This is a genomic window from Serratia quinivorans, from assembly GCF_052113645.1.
In the GTDB taxonomy this organism is placed as follows: Bacteria; Pseudomonadota; Gammaproteobacteria; order Enterobacterales; family Enterobacteriaceae; genus Serratia; species Serratia quinivorans_B.
Map to the genome: position 1 here is coordinate 180,876 of NZ_JBIEIU010000006.1, position 15,357 is coordinate 196,232.

14 protein-coding genes are annotated in these 15,357 nt (G+C 53.3%); 2 read left to right on the forward strand and 12 right to left on the reverse strand.

Annotated features, from left to right (window positions below; translation table 11 throughout):
• Positions 1-130 precede the first annotated feature (130 nt).
• Complete coding sequence (gene elyC / locus ACGS9J_RS13470; RefSeq protein ID WP_442231489.1) at positions 131-904, forward strand: envelope biogenesis factor ElyC; 774 nt, start codon at positions 131-133, stop codon at positions 902-904.
• A 6-nt stretch (positions 905-910) separates the two neighbouring features.
• On the opposite strand, the gene ACGS9J_RS13475 is transcribed toward elyC, so the two are convergent.
• The 6 genes from ACGS9J_RS13475 to cspE form a co-directional block, all read right to left on the reverse strand.
• The gene (locus tag ACGS9J_RS13475) at positions 911-1,807 is read right to left on the reverse strand and encodes a YcbJ family phosphotransferase (protein ID WP_442231392.1); all 897 of its coding nucleotides are present in this window, start codon (positions 1,805-1,807) and stop codon (positions 911-913) included.
• 146 nt (positions 1,808-1,953) lie between these two features.
• Complete coding sequence (gene kdsB, locus ACGS9J_RS13480; RefSeq protein ID WP_442231393.1) at positions 1,954-2,703, reverse strand: 3-deoxy-manno-octulosonate cytidylyltransferase; 750 nt, start codon at positions 2,701-2,703, stop codon at positions 1,954-1,956.
• Positions 2,700-2,882, reverse strand: a complete 183-nt coding sequence (locus ACGS9J_RS13485; RefSeq protein ID WP_006320791.1) for a Trm112 family protein — start codon at positions 2,880-2,882, stop codon at positions 2,700-2,702. The genes kdsB and ACGS9J_RS13485 overlap by 4 nt, the downstream gene beginning before the upstream one ends.
• A 288-nt stretch (positions 2,883-3,170) precedes the next feature.
• Complete coding sequence (locus ACGS9J_RS13490) at positions 3,171-4,397, reverse strand: winged helix-turn-helix domain-containing protein (RefSeq protein ID WP_442231394.1); 1,227 nt, start codon at positions 4,395-4,397, stop codon at positions 3,171-3,173.
• Positions 4,398-4,506: 109 nt separating this feature from the next.
• On the reverse strand, positions 4,507-4,728 hold the full coding sequence (locus ACGS9J_RS13495) for a cold-shock protein (protein WP_006320799.1): 222 nt from the start codon (positions 4,726-4,728) through the stop codon (positions 4,507-4,509).
• Between the two features lie 222 nt (positions 4,729-4,950).
• Positions 4,951-5,160 carry a transcription antiterminator/RNA stability regulator CspE gene (gene cspE / locus ACGS9J_RS13500; protein WP_020826136.1) on the reverse strand — a complete coding sequence of 70 codons (210 nt, stop codon included), beginning with the start codon at positions 5,158-5,160 and terminating at the stop codon, positions 4,951-4,953.
• 525 nt (positions 5,161-5,685) lie between these two features.
• On the opposite strand from cspE, the gene hglS reads away from it, so the two are divergent.
• On the forward strand, positions 5,686-7,092 hold the full coding sequence (gene hglS, locus ACGS9J_RS13505; protein ID WP_442231395.1) for a 2-oxoadipate dioxygenase/decarboxylase HglS: 1,407 nt from the start codon (positions 5,686-5,688) through the stop codon (positions 7,090-7,092).
• 1 nt (position 7,093) lies between these two features.
• On the opposite strand, the gene lpxK is transcribed toward hglS, so the two are convergent.
• The 6 genes from lpxK to cmk all read right to left on the reverse strand — a co-directional run bounded on the left by lpxK (position 7,094) and on the right by cmk (position 15,303).
• Entirely contained in the window at positions 7,094-8,074 is a 981-nt protein-coding gene (lpxK, locus tag ACGS9J_RS13510; RefSeq protein WP_442231396.1) for a tetraacyldisaccharide 4'-kinase, read from the reverse strand.
• Positions 8,074-9,822, reverse strand: coding sequence for a lipid A ABC transporter ATP-binding protein/permease MsbA (gene msbA / locus ACGS9J_RS13515; protein WP_442231397.1), 1,749 nt, complete (start codon positions 9,820-9,822; stop codon positions 8,074-8,076). Before msbA ends, lpxK begins: the two co-directional genes overlap by 1 nt.
• 35 nt (positions 9,823-9,857) lie before the next feature.
• On the reverse strand, positions 9,858-12,071 hold the full coding sequence (locus tag ACGS9J_RS13520) for a ComEC family protein (protein ID WP_442231490.1): 2,214 nt from the start codon (positions 12,069-12,071) through the stop codon (positions 9,858-9,860).
• 339 nt (positions 12,072-12,410) lie between these two features.
• Positions 12,411-12,695 (reverse strand): integration host factor subunit beta, encoded by a 285-nt coding sequence (ihfB, locus tag ACGS9J_RS13525; RefSeq protein WP_004942652.1) that lies wholly within the window; start codon positions 12,693-12,695, stop codon positions 12,411-12,413.
• 63 nt (positions 12,696-12,758) lie between these two features.
• Entirely contained in the window at positions 12,759-14,432 is a 1,674-nt protein-coding gene (rpsA, locus tag ACGS9J_RS13530; protein WP_020826130.1) for a 30S ribosomal protein S1, read from the reverse strand.
• Between the two features lie 181 nt (positions 14,433-14,613).
• Entirely contained in the window at positions 14,614-15,303 is a 690-nt protein-coding gene (gene cmk / locus ACGS9J_RS13535; protein WP_442231398.1) for a (d)CMP kinase, read from the reverse strand.
• Positions 15,304-15,357 lie beyond the last annotated feature (54 nt).

Here is a 15,357-nt window from a genome sequence, read left to right on the forward strand (position 1 = left end):
TATCCTGCTGGGGGCAAAGCGCCAGCCCATTCAAACCTGCTATTTTGGCACAGACTGACTTAGAATGAATCTTCTTGCGGCCTTAATGTGCCCGGATGTCGTTTTTTCGCCCAAAAGGACCTGATTTTTGATGCTGTTCAACCTGAAAAAGTTCATTGGCGCCATTTTAATGCCGTTACCTGCGCTGCTGTTGTTGATGGGGCTGGCGCTGTTGCTGCTGTGGTTCACTCGTTGGCAAAAAAGCGGCAGGGTCATTTTGACGCTGAGCTGGCTGTTTTTACTGCTTTTCAGCCTGCAGCCGGTGGCCGACAGACTGTTACGACCAATAGAATCCGAGTATGCCACCTACCGTGGCAATGACCCGGTGAATTATATCGTGGTGCTGGGGGGCGGTTATACCTTTAATCCCGATTGGGCACCCAGTTCCAACCTGATCGGCAACAGTTTGCCACGGGTCACGGAAGGCGTACGGTTATATCTGGCACACCCCGGGGCGAAAATGGTGTTCACCGGTGCCGGCGGCCCCAATACCCTGAGTAACGCGGCGACCGCGGCGCAGGTAGCGGAAAGCCTGGGAGTGCCACGCAGTGACATGGTGCTAGTGGATCGCCCAATGGATACCGAGCAAGAAGCATTACAGGTGTCGAAACTGGTCGGGCAGCAGCCGTTTATTTTGGTGACTTCGGCTAACCATTTGCCAAGGGCGATGCGCTTCTTTGAAGCCAAGGGACTGCACCCGATCCCGGCGCCAGCCAATCAGTTGGCCATCAGTTCGCGCTTGAATATTTGGGATCGCGTGGTGCCGTCGGCGATGTTCCTCGGCCACAGCGAACGCGCCTGGTATGAAACGCTCGGCAGCCTGTGGCAATGGCTGAAAGGGGCCGATGAAGTTTCTGTCGACTAAGCAACGTTAACCGGCAAGCCAGGGCAGCAACTGTTTGGAAGCATAGTCAAACGGTTGCCGCTCCAGCTTGCCGGTATGAATCAGCCGCCCTACCGCTTCCCACACCACATACAGCCAACGCCGAACCAGGAAAGACTCCGCCACCGGCGCCCGTTGCAAATAACAGAACAGCAACTGACTGGGCATTCCCGCTTCGCACAGCCTGAACAGCTCATATTCGCGCGGCGCCCACAGCATCATTCCAGGGTTCAACATTGCCAGAAGCTGGTCGCTTTTCGGGTCTTTTAACATACTGCGCAGAGATAAATTGCCGTGCACCAATACGCAGGGATCGTCGAATCCGACAAAAAAATGGGTCAACGCTTCACGCGTGCGATACAGCAAGCGACGGTCGGCCATCGTTAACTGCGGCGAGTTGAGGTTGCTGACCGTTGACCACAGCACCTCGACCCGCTGTTGATACCAGCAAAACCAATCGTTCTCCTGAGTACTGTCGACCGTTCCGACGCAGCCGTGGCTATCAATGCGGTGCCAGGCCAGCACGCCATCGACAATCTGCTCCATTAATGTATTCCAACGGTTTGGCGTGCGCGTAGGAGCTTCTGCAGAGACCCCCCGTAAACGCTCGATCAACAAGATCTCTTTATAGGGCGACTGTTGGGTATAGACCACGCCATAGACCGTCGGCAGGCGAATATCCCCCTCACGCGCCAGCATCGACAGCTTATAAGCCTCCTGCTGGGCAATCCCTTGACAGACAAAGCTTTTCGCCATCAGCGGAATGGCATGCCCCTGTTGGTCGTACAGTGAATACATGTGCGCATAAGGCTGTTCGCTGACGCGTTCCAGTCGGCTGATAGATTCACCCAACACAATACTCAGTTCGGCGCGTAACTGCTCCATAAGGAAATGGCCTCAAGAGGTAGAAAGAGACGCAGATATCATCGAACGATGAGCAGATAAATTCTTCAACGCAGATCAACAAAATGAGGATATAAGAAGGGAAATCATGTCGCCGGCGCGCTGCGTGACACACCGGCGTTCAATGCTCAGCCTTTGATGCTGTCTCGCACACGTTGCAAATCTTCCGGCGTATCAACCCCGACGCTCGGCATGGCCTTGGCAACTGCCACGTGGATTTTTTCGCCGTACCACAACACCCGTAATTGCTCCAGCAGCTCAATCTGCTCCAGCTGACTTGGTGCCCAGGTGACATAACGGCGTATAAAGCCGGCACGATAGGCGTAAATGCCAATGTGGCGCAACAGGCTGTCGCCAATGCTTTCTTTGGATTCGGCGAAACGTTCACGATCCCACGGAATGGTGGCACGTGAGAAATAGAGCGCATAACCCTGCGCATCCATCACCACCTTGACCGCATTGGGATTAAAAGCTTCTTCTGCGCTGTCGATCGGCACCGCCAGGGTGGCCATGCCGGCCTGACTGCCCGCCAGATTTTCAGCGACCTGCCGCACAATCACCGGGGGGATCAGGGGTTCATCACCCTGGACGTTAACGATGATTTCATCATCATTAAAGCCATAATGCTCGATCACTTCAGCCAAACGCTCGGTGCCCGAATTATGATCGGCACGGGTCATGCAAACTTCGCCACCGGCAGCTTTGACCGCTTCGGCCACCGCAGGGTGGTCGGTCGCCACGATAACGCGGCTGGCGCCCGATTCGCGCGCACGTTCCATGACGTGCACCACCATCGGCTTACCGTGAATATCGGCCAGCGGTTTGCCCGGCAAACGGGTTGATGCGTAACGTGCTGGAATAATAGCGATAAAACTCATGCGTGTTTCTCATCCAATGACAGCGCCCGCGCTTCATTTTCCAACAGAACGGGAATGCCATCACGCAGCGGATAGGCCAGGCCATCCACTTTGCACACCAGTTCCTGGTTTTCTTTATTGAAATAGAGCTTACCGTTGCAGACCGGACAGGCAACGATTTCGAGTAAACGGTGGTCCATGCTTCCTCCAGGGTGGAGATCTTACGTAGGGAAAGTGGGTGAGGATAGCATAACGCTATGCGCCAGGTTAATCACCGCCTGTCTTGCCATTGCGTTTTAATCTGCTGCAGGGATTGAACTGGCTTCGTCACAGGCGTAGAATTTTGTGATTCAGATCACAAAAAGACATTTATCATGATCAAACGCATTCATAAGATCATCGCCCTGTTTGCCAACTTCAGCAACTGAGGCTCCCCTTGTAACGAGCGGCGCTGGAATTCGTTTTACCCACGCCGACAACGCCGTTCGTTATTCCACCGCCCAACTCTCGCCCCATTCGCTAGCCAAGGGTGCCGGGATATCCCCCAAAATAACCTGATTCGCACCGTGCCATTTTGCACTGCGGGTGATTGCCTGCCGAATATCCTGCGCGCGCTGTTTGCCAAAGCGAACCTTGGCCTGCGGATGGAAACTGATAATTTCAAAGATCCCCTGTCGACGATGCATTTTTGCATCAATGCGACCGATCAGTTCACCCCGTTGCAGTACCGGCAGCGTGAAATACCCGTACTGCCGCTTTTCTTTCGGCGTGTAACATTCCAGCCGGTAATCAAAATCGAACAATTCCAGGGCGCGACGACGATCCCAAACCACCGGGTCGAACGGAGAAAGCAAAGTGGTGACGCTGGATTTTAGCGATCCCTGCTCCGCCAGCTGCAGCTCTTTCGCCAGCGAGTGGTGTACGTAAAATTCCCCGTCCAACCCGTCGATCAGCACCGGCAGCACCTCACCCTGCTGGAGCAAGCTGGCCAGCAGCCCCTTCGGCGCCACTCGCTTCAGTCGGTAGTAATCCGCCAGCCATTCAGCCTTGAAGATCCCGAGGAAGCGACAGGTACGACTCAGCATCTCGTGCCGAGCGTGATCGGCAGATAACGTGTGTCGGCTATCGTCCCATTGCGGCATTAGCCTTTCCGTCAGATCGTAAACGCGATGGAAATTGCGCCTTTCGGCCACCATCAGTTTGCCGGCAGTGAACAGGATTTCGAGATGACGCTTTTCCGGTTTCCAATCCCACCAACCGCTACTTCCCTTTTTCTCGGCGCTAAAATCCGCCGAACGTACCGGGCCACTGGCTTCAATGTGTTCCAGCAGTGCGTCGATTGCCGTTCGATGCTCCCGCATCCACTCTTCTGAATACTTCCAGCCCATGCCCTGCGGCTGCAGCATACGGTGGCGCAGCAGACCAAAATCTTCAATGGGCAAAAAGCAGGCTTCATGCGCCCAATACTCGAACAGCTGACGGCCAGCCAGTGCCTGTTCCAGCCATTCAGGCTGATAGTCTCCCAGGCGGCTGAACAGCACCAAATAGGGACTGCGCGCAACCACGCTGATGGTGTCGATTTGCAGGAGTCCCATACGCTGGATGGCGGCAACCACATCTTCGGGTTTGGCTTTGCGTTTTATCGGGGTTAACAGCCCCTGTGCGGCAAGGTGGAGCGCACGGGCGGCGGTAAGAGAAATAACTGGGGTGCTCATCCTGATATCCGAATTGATTGAACAATCGCTTGATAATAGTGGATATCGGGGAGTTTATCTTCGCCAGTGCTTGGGGTGGCGGCACCGGCACTGGCGAGGAAGGGGTGGGTCAGAACGCGATAACGTCTGCCGCTGACAGCCCGTGAGAGCTGCGATAGATCGAGAACTCAACGTTCTGACCTTCGTTCAATGATTTATTTTTAGTATTGGCGATAGAACGACGGCTTACATAAATTTCGTCGCTACCGTCTACCGGTGAAATAAAACCATAGCCTGCGGCCTGATCAAACCATTTCACACGGCCCATTTGTAACACAGTATTTTTAAACATAACTTATATCCTTTTACTTGAGCATCCTTAACAACGTCATTTTTATTATTGTTGGACGCTACCAGCCCATCCTAAAGTTTTTCGTAACAAACCTCTCGTGAGCAAAAAATAAAAAAACCCGCACTATGGCGGGCTTGTTGAACTTAATATCTTCCGCAATAAATCAGCATTAATGCATCATTATGGTTGTATTAAGCTCTGTTTACGTTATTCCCTGTTTTCTTACAGAGCAACAACGTTGGCGGCAGCCGGCCCGCGCGGGCTGTCCTGGATGGTATACTCAACACGCTGGCCTTCAGCCAGAGTTTTGAAACCGTCGGTCGCGATTGCAGAGAAATGTACGAATACATCTTTTCCACCGTCGTTCTGTTCAATAAAACCAAAACCTTTGCTTTCGTTGAACCACTTCACCTGACCCGTCTTCTTAGACATTACACATTTACCTTTTAAATATATATACAAAACCTGCCATAAGGCAATTTAGGCCGTTTTTAGAACATTACTTATGGGAGGTACTTAGAAGGTTCGTCTTTGAAGCGGAATCGGATGATAACGTTTTTGGAGGAACTGCTTAACTCTATACTCGAACATAAATAGGTCTGTATCACAGGCCGGATTGCATTTACTCATAAATCTATCTTTTGCACAAGAGGTTTATTGTCCTGTTTTTATCATTCTTTCGGATTTGTTTTTATGTCTATGATTGTGCATGGATTAATTTATCTTTTTTTATGTAAATACTTGGCGTTATTGCCTTCCAGACGGCCATTGTTGCCGCTATATCCTGTTCAAATGAGAGCTGACGCATAAAAATCTAATATGCTTGCGCAAGCTATAACAAAACCCAATCGACATGGCTAAACTTGAGGTGAAAACAAGGCGGATGGCCTTTCAGCCAGCACTTTTACCGTCAAAAAAACAATTTTTCAGATTATACTGAATCAAGGAGCTATGCGCATGACCGCCCAGCAATTCGTCTCACCGAATGAAATCCGCGCCAGATTCTCCCAGGCTATGTCAGAGATGTACCAGAAAGAGGTCCCTCTGTACGGCGATTTGCTGGAGCTGGTGGCGGAAACTAACCGACAGGTTCTGCGCGAAGATGCCGCATTGGCTCATCAATTACAAATTACCGGCGAAATCGAGCGGCTGGCCATGGAGCGTCATGGGGCCATTCGGGTGGGCACCGCGGAAGAATTGGCAACCCTGCGGCGGCTGTTTAACGTTATGGGCATGTCGCCGGTCGGTTATTACGATCTGGCCGTAGCGGGCGTTCCGGTACACTCCACCGCGTTTCGTGCGGTGCATGAGGACGCGCTGCAAATCAGTCCCTTTCGAGTATTCACCTCATTATTACGGCTAGAGTTGATTGATAACCCAGAACTGCGCCAACTGGCGCAACAACTGTTGGCTCGCCGTCGAATCTTTACCGAACGCGCGTTGGAACTGATCGTCTTACAAGAGGCTCAAGGCGGGCTGGACCATAGCCAGGCCAATGAATTTGTCGAGCAGGCGTTGGAAACCTTCCGTTGGCACAGCCGCGCGACAGTCAGCGCAGCCGAATATCAGCAGTTGCACGACCAACACCGTTTGATCGCTGACGTAGTGGCGTTCAAGGGCCCGCACATCAATCACCTGACTCCGCGCACGCTCAATATCGACCTGGTTCAACAGGCAATGCCTGACAGAGGCATCACACCCAAAGCGGTGATTGAAGGCCCGCCGCCGCGCCGCCGCCCTATCCTCCTGCGCCAAACCAGTTTTAAAGCACTGGAGGAAAATGTCGATTTCGTTGAGCATGACGGCAGCGCAGTCCACGGGCACCACACGGCCCGCTTCGGCGAAATAGAACAGCGCGGTGTAGCGCTGACAACGAAAGGCCGCGCACTGTATGATCGCCTGCTAAAGGCCACCAACGATGCGTTGCAGGCCCCTCCCAGCGAGAAAAACGCCGATCGTTACAACCAACTGCTGGCGCAAAACTTCCAGGCGTTTCCGGATGACTACGCGACACTGCGTGAGCAGCAGTTGGCCTGGTTCCGCTATTTCCCGACCGAATGCGGGCTGGCGGCCAAGGATTCGCTGGATCAGCACAGCACGCTGGAACAGTTGATCGCACAGGAATATATCCGCTTCCAGCCACTGGTGTATGAGGATTTCTTGCCGGTCAGCGCCGCAGGTATTTTCCAATCCAATCTCGGTGACACCGGGCACACGCAATACAATGCGTCGTCAAGCAAAGCGGCGTTCGAACAGGCGTTGGGGGCGGAAGTGATCGATGAATTATCGCTGTATCAGCAAACACAGCAGCGCTCGATAGACGCCTGCGCGCAAGCTCTGGGGCTACACGCGCTGGCGATTTGAATTATTGCTTCAGCAGGGCTTCAATACTTTGCAGCAGTTGCTCAGCCGGCTCGAGGGGAAGAACCGCATCAACCGGTAAATACCACCAGTTGGGCTGGGCAAAAGCACGACACTTGACCGCATCTTTTTCCGTCATCAACAGCGTTTGCTCCGGAGTCACCAACGCCGCCAATGGATCATGCTGGTATTCCTGATGATCGGCAAACGCCACTTCTCTTTCAACGGCCACACCCAGCTTTTCCAGCGTGGCGAAGAAACGCGGCGGATGACCAATACCGGCCATTGCCACCACATGCGGTAACTCAGCCACCGGTCGACGCTCACCACTGGCCACATTCACTGCATCGCGCGCCTGTAATCGCATGGCGATTTCACCCGGTTGGGCCACGCCACCGTTGGTAATCAGTGCATCAACGCTGCTCAAACGCGAAGCTCGTTCACGCATCGGGCCCGCAGGCAGCCACCATCCATTACCAAAGCGGCGTACGCCATCAATCACGACCAGTTCAAAATCGCGCTGCAGCGCATAATGCTGCAGACCGTCATCGGTAATCACGACATCAAGTTGATGTTGCTTCAACAACGCCTGTACCGCTTCAGCGCGGTTTGGCGAAATGGCTACCGGCGCAGCGGTACGCTGATAAATCAGTACCGGCTCATCCCCTGCCTGCTGGGTAGTGGTGCTCGCATTGAGTAACAGCGGATAAGCCTCTGCTTTACCGCCGTAACCGCGAGAAACGACGCCGACCCGGTATCCGCGCTGCTGCAACTGTTCCACCAGCCAGATCACCATCGGGGTTTTGCCATTGCCACCGGCAGTGAGGTTTCCCACCACCACGACCGGTACCGGTGCACGCCAGCTTTTACGCAGGCCGCAACGGTAGCTGAGCCGAATCAGGCCGCTGACCAGACCATACAGCCAGGACAGCGGTAACAGCAGCAAATAAACCAGCGAACTGCCTGACCAGATACGCTCAATCATTATTGGCCAAACTGCATGCGATGCAGTTGGGCATAAGCGCCCTGCTTTTCGATCAATACAGCATGCTCGCCACGTTCAACGATACGACCATCCTCAACTACCAGGATTTCATCGGCCTTCTCAATCGTCGACAGGCGGTGTGCAATCACCAGTGAAGTGCGGTTTTTCTGCAATTCATCCAGCGCGGCCTGAATAGCACGCTCCGATTCGGTATCCAGTGCCGAGGTGGCTTCATCGAGGATCAGGATCGGGCAATCACGCAATAAGGCACGGGCGATGGCGATACGCTGGCGCTGGCCACCGGACAGCATTACGCCATTCTCGCCAATCACCGTATCCAGTCCATTTTCCATTTTCTCAATGAAATCCATGGCGTAGGCCATACGCGCGGCCTTCTCTATCTCTTCGCGGCTATAGCGTTCTTCACGCGCGTAAGCGATGTTATTGGCGATAGTGTCATTGAACAAATGCACATTTTGCGAAACCAGGGCCACTTGGTCGCGCAACGATGCCAACGTGTACTCGCGCAGATCGTGACCGTCCATCAGGATCTCGCCTTCCTGAACGTCATAAAAACGGGTCAGCAGATTGGCGATGGTCGATTTGCCCGAGCCAGAACGGCCTACCAGCGCCACCGTTTTACCTTCTGAAATGCTCAGATTGATATCACGCAGGGCCGGAGTTTCTTTGCCTGGATAGTAGAAAGTGACATTACGGAATTCGATATCGCCTTTCGCACGTGCAACTTCACGGGTACCGGTATCTTTTTCCTGCTCCATATCCAGAATCGAGAACAAGGTCTGGCACGCGGCCATCCCACGCTGGAATTGAGCATTGACGTTAGTCAGTGACTTCAGCGGGCGCATCAGGGCGATCATCGAAGAGAACACCACGGTGATGGTACCGGCAGTCAGGGTAGCCATCACGCTCGGGAAGCTGGCGGCATACAACACAAAGGCCAGCGCCAACGAAGCGATAAGCTGAATGATGGGGTCCGAGATCGAAGAAGCAGAAACCAGCTTCATACCCTGTTGGCGCATGCGGTTGCTGACGGAGTTGAAGCGATCGGTCTCAACCTGTTGGCCGCCAAAAATCAGGACTTCCTTGTGGCCTTTCAGCATCTGCTCGGCGCTGGTTGTCACCTGCCCCATGGTGTTCTGCATGTTTTTACTGATATTACGAAAGCGCTTGGAAACGATGCGGATCGCAATAGAGACAATCGGGGCCAATACGATCAGGATCACCGAAAGTTGCCAGCTGTAATAGAACATCATGGTGAACAGCGCGATGATCGACGCCCCTTCACGCACCACGGTCACCAACGCACTGGAGGAGGATGAGGCTACCTGCTCGGAGTCATAGGTGATTCGAGAGAGTAATGTGCCGGTAGATTGCTGGTCGAAGAAGGACACCGGCATTCTCATCATATGGCCAAACAAGCGGCGGCGCATGTGCATTACCACCATGCCGGAGACCCACGAAATGCAATAGCTGGAAACAAAGCCGGTCGCCCCGCGCACTACCATCAGGCCAATCACGGCCAATGGCATCCACAGCAGGATACTGCTTTCCGTTTTCCCAAAACCGTCATCCAATAATGGTTTAAGCAAAGACAACATAAAAGCGTCGCTGGCCGCGTTCATTACCAACGCAATGGCGGCCACGATCAGCCCGGTCTTAAAAGGTGTGATCATCGGCCAGAGGCGACGGAAAGTCTGCCAGGTGGAGAGATCTTTATCATTCATCATGCAAATACCAGCATCGGAAGAAATAGCGGCCCATTTTACTCATTATCACCCTCTACGCCAAACCGCTGATGGTACCAACGGGGCATTAATTGTTCACGAAAGCCTTTAATTTGCCAATCGTTGTCGAAAAAAAGTACCGATAACTGACCGGAACGCGAAGTATCGTGCCATATGATGCCATTTTCCAGATATCTGGCGACGACTTTAACCGCAGGTAATCGCCATTTATTGTAACGCGATGCCGATGCGATTGCCGCATCCGGCGCTACCGCACGTAAAAATGGCGGTGTGGATGAGGTTTTACTGCCATGATGAGGAACTTGTAATATTGTAGCGCGCAACAAATGACGCTGATGCCGCACCAACTGCGCCTCTGATCTTTTTTCGGCATCACCGGTCAGCAACACACTGTATTTCCCATCATCAATACGGATGACGCACGAATCGTCGTTTCCCGCTGTCTTTACCGCCTTCGGTGGCCACAACACCTGAAACTGCAGCGATTGCCATTGCCAACGCTCCCCCGCCACGCAGGGTAAATGGCCAGCGCCCAGACGCGGACTCCGCACCCTGGCCTGCGGGAAGGCTTGTTGCATCTCCTCAAGGCCACCAATATGATCCAAATGATCGTGGCTGATAATGATTTGCTCTACCGACAGCCCGCGCCAGTTAAGAAAGGGCATAATATTGCGGACCGCAGCACTGCCCGTCCCCCAGCGTGGTCCGGTATCATACAATATTGCACGGCCATCCTTTTCGACCACCATGGCCAGGCCATGACCAATATCGAGCATATCTATGCGCCAGCGGTATGACGGCGCTTTTTCCCGCCACAGCACGCAACACACCGCCAGCGTGACCAACACTGAGGCATGGCGCAACCACCAATGAAAGCGCCAGAAAATCACCATCAGCCAACCTGCAATGCTGATAACCAGCGAGGCCGCGCCAAGATCGATCCAACCATTTTGCAGATACTGTAATGGCGTGAAAACCCATGCCAGCGTGAGATCCGCCAGCCACCACAACCCTGCACTCAATGGGGGGAAAATCCCCAGCACCACGGCAAGAAGGATCAGCGGTACCGTCACCAGCGAAACCAAAGGGACAGCCCAAAGATTGGCCGGTATGGAGGTCATCGTCAGGCCAAGAAACAGTCCTGCTTGCAGAGGCACCAATAACAGCGTGATACCAAACTGAATATGCAGCCAGCGCAGCGGTGCCCAATGCCATCCCGAACGAAAGCGGGGACTTAAGGGGACCCATTCAAACCAAAAAATCAGGCATAAAACGGCCGTTGCCGATAACCAAAAACTGTCCGAGAGCGCCGCCAGCGGATCGCAAACCAGTATTAAACCGATACACCACAGCCAAATTTGCCATGAGGAACAATGAATGCCGCGTAAGCGCAACAGCATCCAGAGTGTCAGCGCCAGGCCGGTTCTCACCGCCGGCGGATGTGCGCCAGCCAACCAGATATAGCCTAATGCCCCGAGCCAACTGACAACCAAAGGAAAGCGGTAACCAATCAGGTTGGCAGGCAAAAAAAATTGTATCGCACGCAGTAAAGACCAAATCAAAATGGCCACCATCGCCACGTGTAACCCTGAAATGGCCATCAGGTGAGCAATGCCGGTTTTCAACATCAGCGAGCGCAGTGTCGGTTCTAATGCGCCTCTTTCACCAAATGCCAAAGCCAATAAAACGGCCTGATAACGAACAACGCCAATGTTGCTCTCGGCATGCGCGATAATACGCTGTCGCCAGTTACAGGCGGGATCCAGAAGTGTGGCGCTCTTTACCTGCGCCGTTAATGGTTGACGCTGTGACATCGCCCAACGTTGGCTGTCAAAGCCCCCTTCATTTAAATTGCCATGCATCGGCCGCAAGCGCAGCTGCATGCGCCAGCGTTGCCCAGCGCACAAGGAGTGTTCTTTGGGCTGCCAGAGTGTGGAAAAGGCGATAGAGGGTACCAACCACCTGCCATTAATCTGTTCGATGCGCATCACCGTCTGTTTGCGTGCCGTAGCAGCCAACGTAATGCTGTTAACCTGAACCACGGCATGCACTACCGGGCCCAGGCTCAGACGGTTGATTTGATCTACCAGGGTTCCGGCCGTGAATACCGCCCATAGAAAACCCAAAGCGCCCCACGCCATAAATCGACAGAAGCGGCCCCTGCGCCACAGGTAGCAACAAACGGGCAGGATGCCCCAGAGCGCCATTCGCACGTCGGGCAAGTGCGGCATGATAAGCAGCGGCAGAATACCGCAGATACTCGCGCTTACAGCCAAATCCAGCGAAGTCTTGATAGGGGTTCTCCCGGTATAGGACAGCTATCCAAGCCACCAACATCACGGGATTGTTCACATAGGGACCAGGTTCCACCAGCCACAATCAAAGGCTGCGCGAGCGGCGCCGCACAATAACGACAGCCGTTACCAGCGCTGACAAAATGTTGCGGCGTAGCAAGCAGGAAAATACAGAAACAACCTTGTCAGCCTCAACGTTCAGGCCAAAAAAAACGGCGCCCGAAGGGCGCCGTTTTATATTTCAGTACAAGCAACAACTCTATGGGGAGTCAGTGACTAACCATAGATATTGGCGCGGTCACGCAGCTCTTTGCCTGGTTTGAAGTGAGGAACGTACTTGCCGTCCAGCTCAACCTTATCACCAGTTTTCGGGTTGCGACCCACACGCGGAGCACGGTAGTGAAGAGAAAAACTGCCGAATCCGCGGATCTCAATGCGTTCACCATCGGCTAACGTAGCAGCCATATGTTCTAGCATCTCTTTCACTGCATCCTCAACGGCTTTCGCCGGTACATGAGATTGCTGGCCAGCAAGTCTTTCAATAAGTTCAGACTTGGTCATAGTTCCTCCAAGCTTTGCAGCTAAACTACCGTATCGGGGCGGTTAAAAAACCGCCCCCCGTCATTACTCGCCTTTAGCCGCTTTGAAAGCTTCAGCCATAGCGTTAGAGAAGTTGCTCTCTTCCTGTTTGTTGTTAACAGTAGCGATTGCGTCTTTCTCGTCAGCTTCGTCCTTAGCACGTACGGACAGGCTTACTACGCGGTTCTTACGGTCAACGCCGGTGAATTTAGCTTCAACGTCGTCACCCACATTCAGAACCAGAGTTGCATCTTCAATGCGGTCGCGAGAGGCTTCAGATGCACGCAGGTAACCTTCTACGCCGCCTGCTAATTCAACTGTAGCACCTTTGGCGTCAACTGCAGTGACTTTACCAGTAACAATAGTACCTTTCTTGTTCATAGACAGGTAGTTATTGAACGGGTCTTCAGCCAGTTGCTTCACGCCCAGGGAGATACGCTCGCGCTCTGCGTCAACTTGCAGAACAACCGCTGCGATTTCGTCGCCTTTCTTGTATTCACGAACTGCTTCTTCGCCTGCAACGTTCCAGGAGATGTCAGACAGGTGAACCAGGCCGTCGATGCCGCCGTCCAGGCCGATGAAGATACCGAAGTCAGTGATAGACTTGATTTTACCTTCAACGCGGTCGCCCTTGTTGTGGGTTTCTGCAAACTGCTGCCATGGGTTGTTTTTGCACTGCTTCAGACCCAGGGAGATACGACGACGTTCTTCATCGATGTCCAGAACCATAACTTCCACTACATCGCCCACGTTAACAACTTTGGACGGATGGATGTTTTTGTTGGTCCAATCCATTTCAGAAACGTGTACCAGGCCTTCAACGCCTTCTTCGATTTCTACGAAGCAGCCGTAATCAGTCAGGTTGGTTACACGACCAGTCAGCTTGGTGCCTTCTGGGTAACGTTTCGCGATAGCGACCCATGGATCTTCGCCCAGTTGCTTCAGGCCCAGGGAAACACGAGTACGCTCGCGGTCGAACTTCAGCACTTTAACAGTGATTTCGTCGCCAACGTTGACGATTTCGCTCGGATGCTTAACGCGTTTCCAAGCCATATCAGTGATGTGCAGCAGGCCGTCTACGCCGCCCAGATCAACGAATGCACCGTAGTCAGTGAGGTTCTTAACGATACCTTTAACTTCCATGCCTTCCTGCAGGTTTTCCAGCAGTTGATCACGTTCTGCGCTGTTCTCTGATTCGATAACCGCACGGCGAGAAACTACAACGTTGTTGCGTTTCTGGTCCAGCTTGATGACTTTGAACTCAAGCTCTTTGCCTTCCAGGTGCAGAGTGTCACGTACTGGACGCACGTCAACCAGGGAACCTGGCAGGAACGCGCGAATACCGTTCAGCTCTACAGTGAAGCCACCCTTAACTTTGCCGTTGATAACACCGACGACAGTTTCAGCTTCTTCGTAAGCTTTTTCCAGCGTGATCCAAGCTTCGTGACGCTTAGCTTTCTCACGGGACAGCAGAGTTTCACCGAAGCCATCTTCAACAGCGTCCAGCGCAACATCAACTTCGTCGCCTACCTGGATTTCCAGCTCGCCCTGTGCGTTTTTGAATTGCTCAGCCGGGATGGCAGACTCAGATTTCAGACCGGCGTCAACCAGTACTACGTCTTTGTCGATAGCAACTACAACGCCACGAACGATGGAACCCGGACGGGTTTCGATTGTTTTCAGGGATTCTTCAAAGAGTTGAGCGAAAGATTCAGTCATGTTTAATCTTCAGGGTTCTATAGTTTAACGTCCATTTAGCATCCCGCCGAATGGGGTTGTTTCACATACCCCGCCATTGGCTCCATGCCGACAGGGTTTAGGTTACAGGGGTAAAATTTTACCCGATATAGTTCGATACTGCCATGACAAATATGACAAAAAGCCAATAACGCCGCCGCGCTTACTGCTGCGGCAACGCTAAAACTTTTTGTGCATAAGTCAGCGCACGCTGGATGACTTCGTCGATCGACATGCTGGTTGAATCCAGCACGAGGGCGTCGGAAGCCGGCACCAGTGGCGCGATAGGCCGATTACGGTCACGGTCGTCCCGTTCCTTTATCTCGGCTAAAAGACGTTCAAAGTTAACATTAAAGCCCTTTTCCTGCAACTGTAGCATGCGGCGGTGTGCACGCTCTTCCGAACTGGCGTCCAGGAAAATTTTTACCGGTGCATCGGGGAACACCACCGTGCCCATATCGCGCCCATCGGCAATCAGGCCTGGAGCCTCGCGGAATGCACGCTGGCGACGCAACAGGGCTTCACGCACGCGCGGAAAAGCCGCTGCCTGTGAAGCGGTATTGCCGACAGTTTCAGTGCGGATCTCGTTGCTGACATCCTCACCTTCCAAAATCACCTGCAGTTTGCCACCCTCGGCAACAAAGCGAACATCGAGATGTGCGGCCAGGGGAACCAGCGCCTCCTCAGACGTGATATCGACCTGATGATGCAGCGCCGCCAGTGCCAGTACGCGATAGATCGCGCCGGAGTCCAGCAAACGCCAACCAAGGGATTCGGCCAGCGCTTTACACAACGTACCTTTGCCTGCGCCACTTGGTCCATCAACGGTTATCACCGGGGCTGTAGCCGTCATTTCTCTCTCCTTCAGGTAGAAAACCTCACAGGGACATAACCTGCCGTCAGCACA

Bases quoted from the DNA above. Each gene is read 5' to 3' on its own strand.
- elyC (WP_442231489.1), top strand. From the start codon at position 131: ATGCTGTTCAACCTGAAAAAGTTCATTGGCGCCATTTTAATGCCGTTA.
- ACGS9J_RS13475 (WP_442231392.1), bottom strand. From the start codon at position 1,807: ATGGAGCAGTTACGCGCCGAACTGAGTATTGTGTTGGGTGAATCTATC.
- kdsB (WP_442231393.1), bottom strand. From the start codon at position 2,703: ATGAGTTTTATCGCTATTATTCCAGCACGTTACGCATCAACCCGTTTG.
- ACGS9J_RS13485 (WP_006320791.1), bottom strand. From the start codon at position 2,882: ATGGACCACCGTTTACTCGAAATCGTTGCCTGTCCGGTCTGCAACGGT.
- ACGS9J_RS13490 (WP_442231394.1), bottom strand. From the start codon at position 4,397: ATGAGCACCCCAGTTATTTCTCTTACCGCCGCCCGTGCGCTCCACCTT.
- ACGS9J_RS13495 (WP_006320799.1), bottom strand. From the start codon at position 4,728: ATGTTTAAAAATACTGTGTTACAAATGGGCCGTGTGAAATGGTTTGAT.
- cspE (WP_020826136.1), bottom strand. From the start codon at position 5,160: ATGTCTAAGAAGACGGGTCAGGTGAAGTGGTTCAACGAAAGCAAAGGT.
- hglS (WP_442231395.1), top strand. From the start codon at position 5,686: ATGACCGCCCAGCAATTCGTCTCACCGAATGAAATCCGCGCCAGATTC.
- lpxK (WP_442231396.1), bottom strand. From the start codon at position 8,074: ATGATTGAGCGTATCTGGTCAGGCAGTTCGCTGGTTTATTTGCTGCTG.
- msbA (WP_442231397.1), bottom strand. From the start codon at position 9,822: ATGATGAATGATAAAGATCTCTCCACCTGGCAGACTTTCCGTCGCCTC.
- ACGS9J_RS13520 (WP_442231490.1), bottom strand. From the start codon at position 12,071: ATGCCGCACTTGCCCGACGTGCGAATGGCGCTCTGGGGCATCCTGCCC.
- ihfB (WP_004942652.1), bottom strand. From the start codon at position 12,695: ATGACCAAGTCTGAACTTATTGAAAGACTTGCTGGCCAGCAATCTCAT.
- rpsA (WP_020826130.1), bottom strand. From the start codon at position 14,432: ATGACTGAATCTTTCGCTCAACTCTTTGAAGAATCCCTGAAAACAATC.
- cmk (WP_442231398.1), bottom strand. From the start codon at position 15,303: ATGACGGCTACAGCCCCGGTGATAACCGTTGATGGACCAAGTGGCGCA.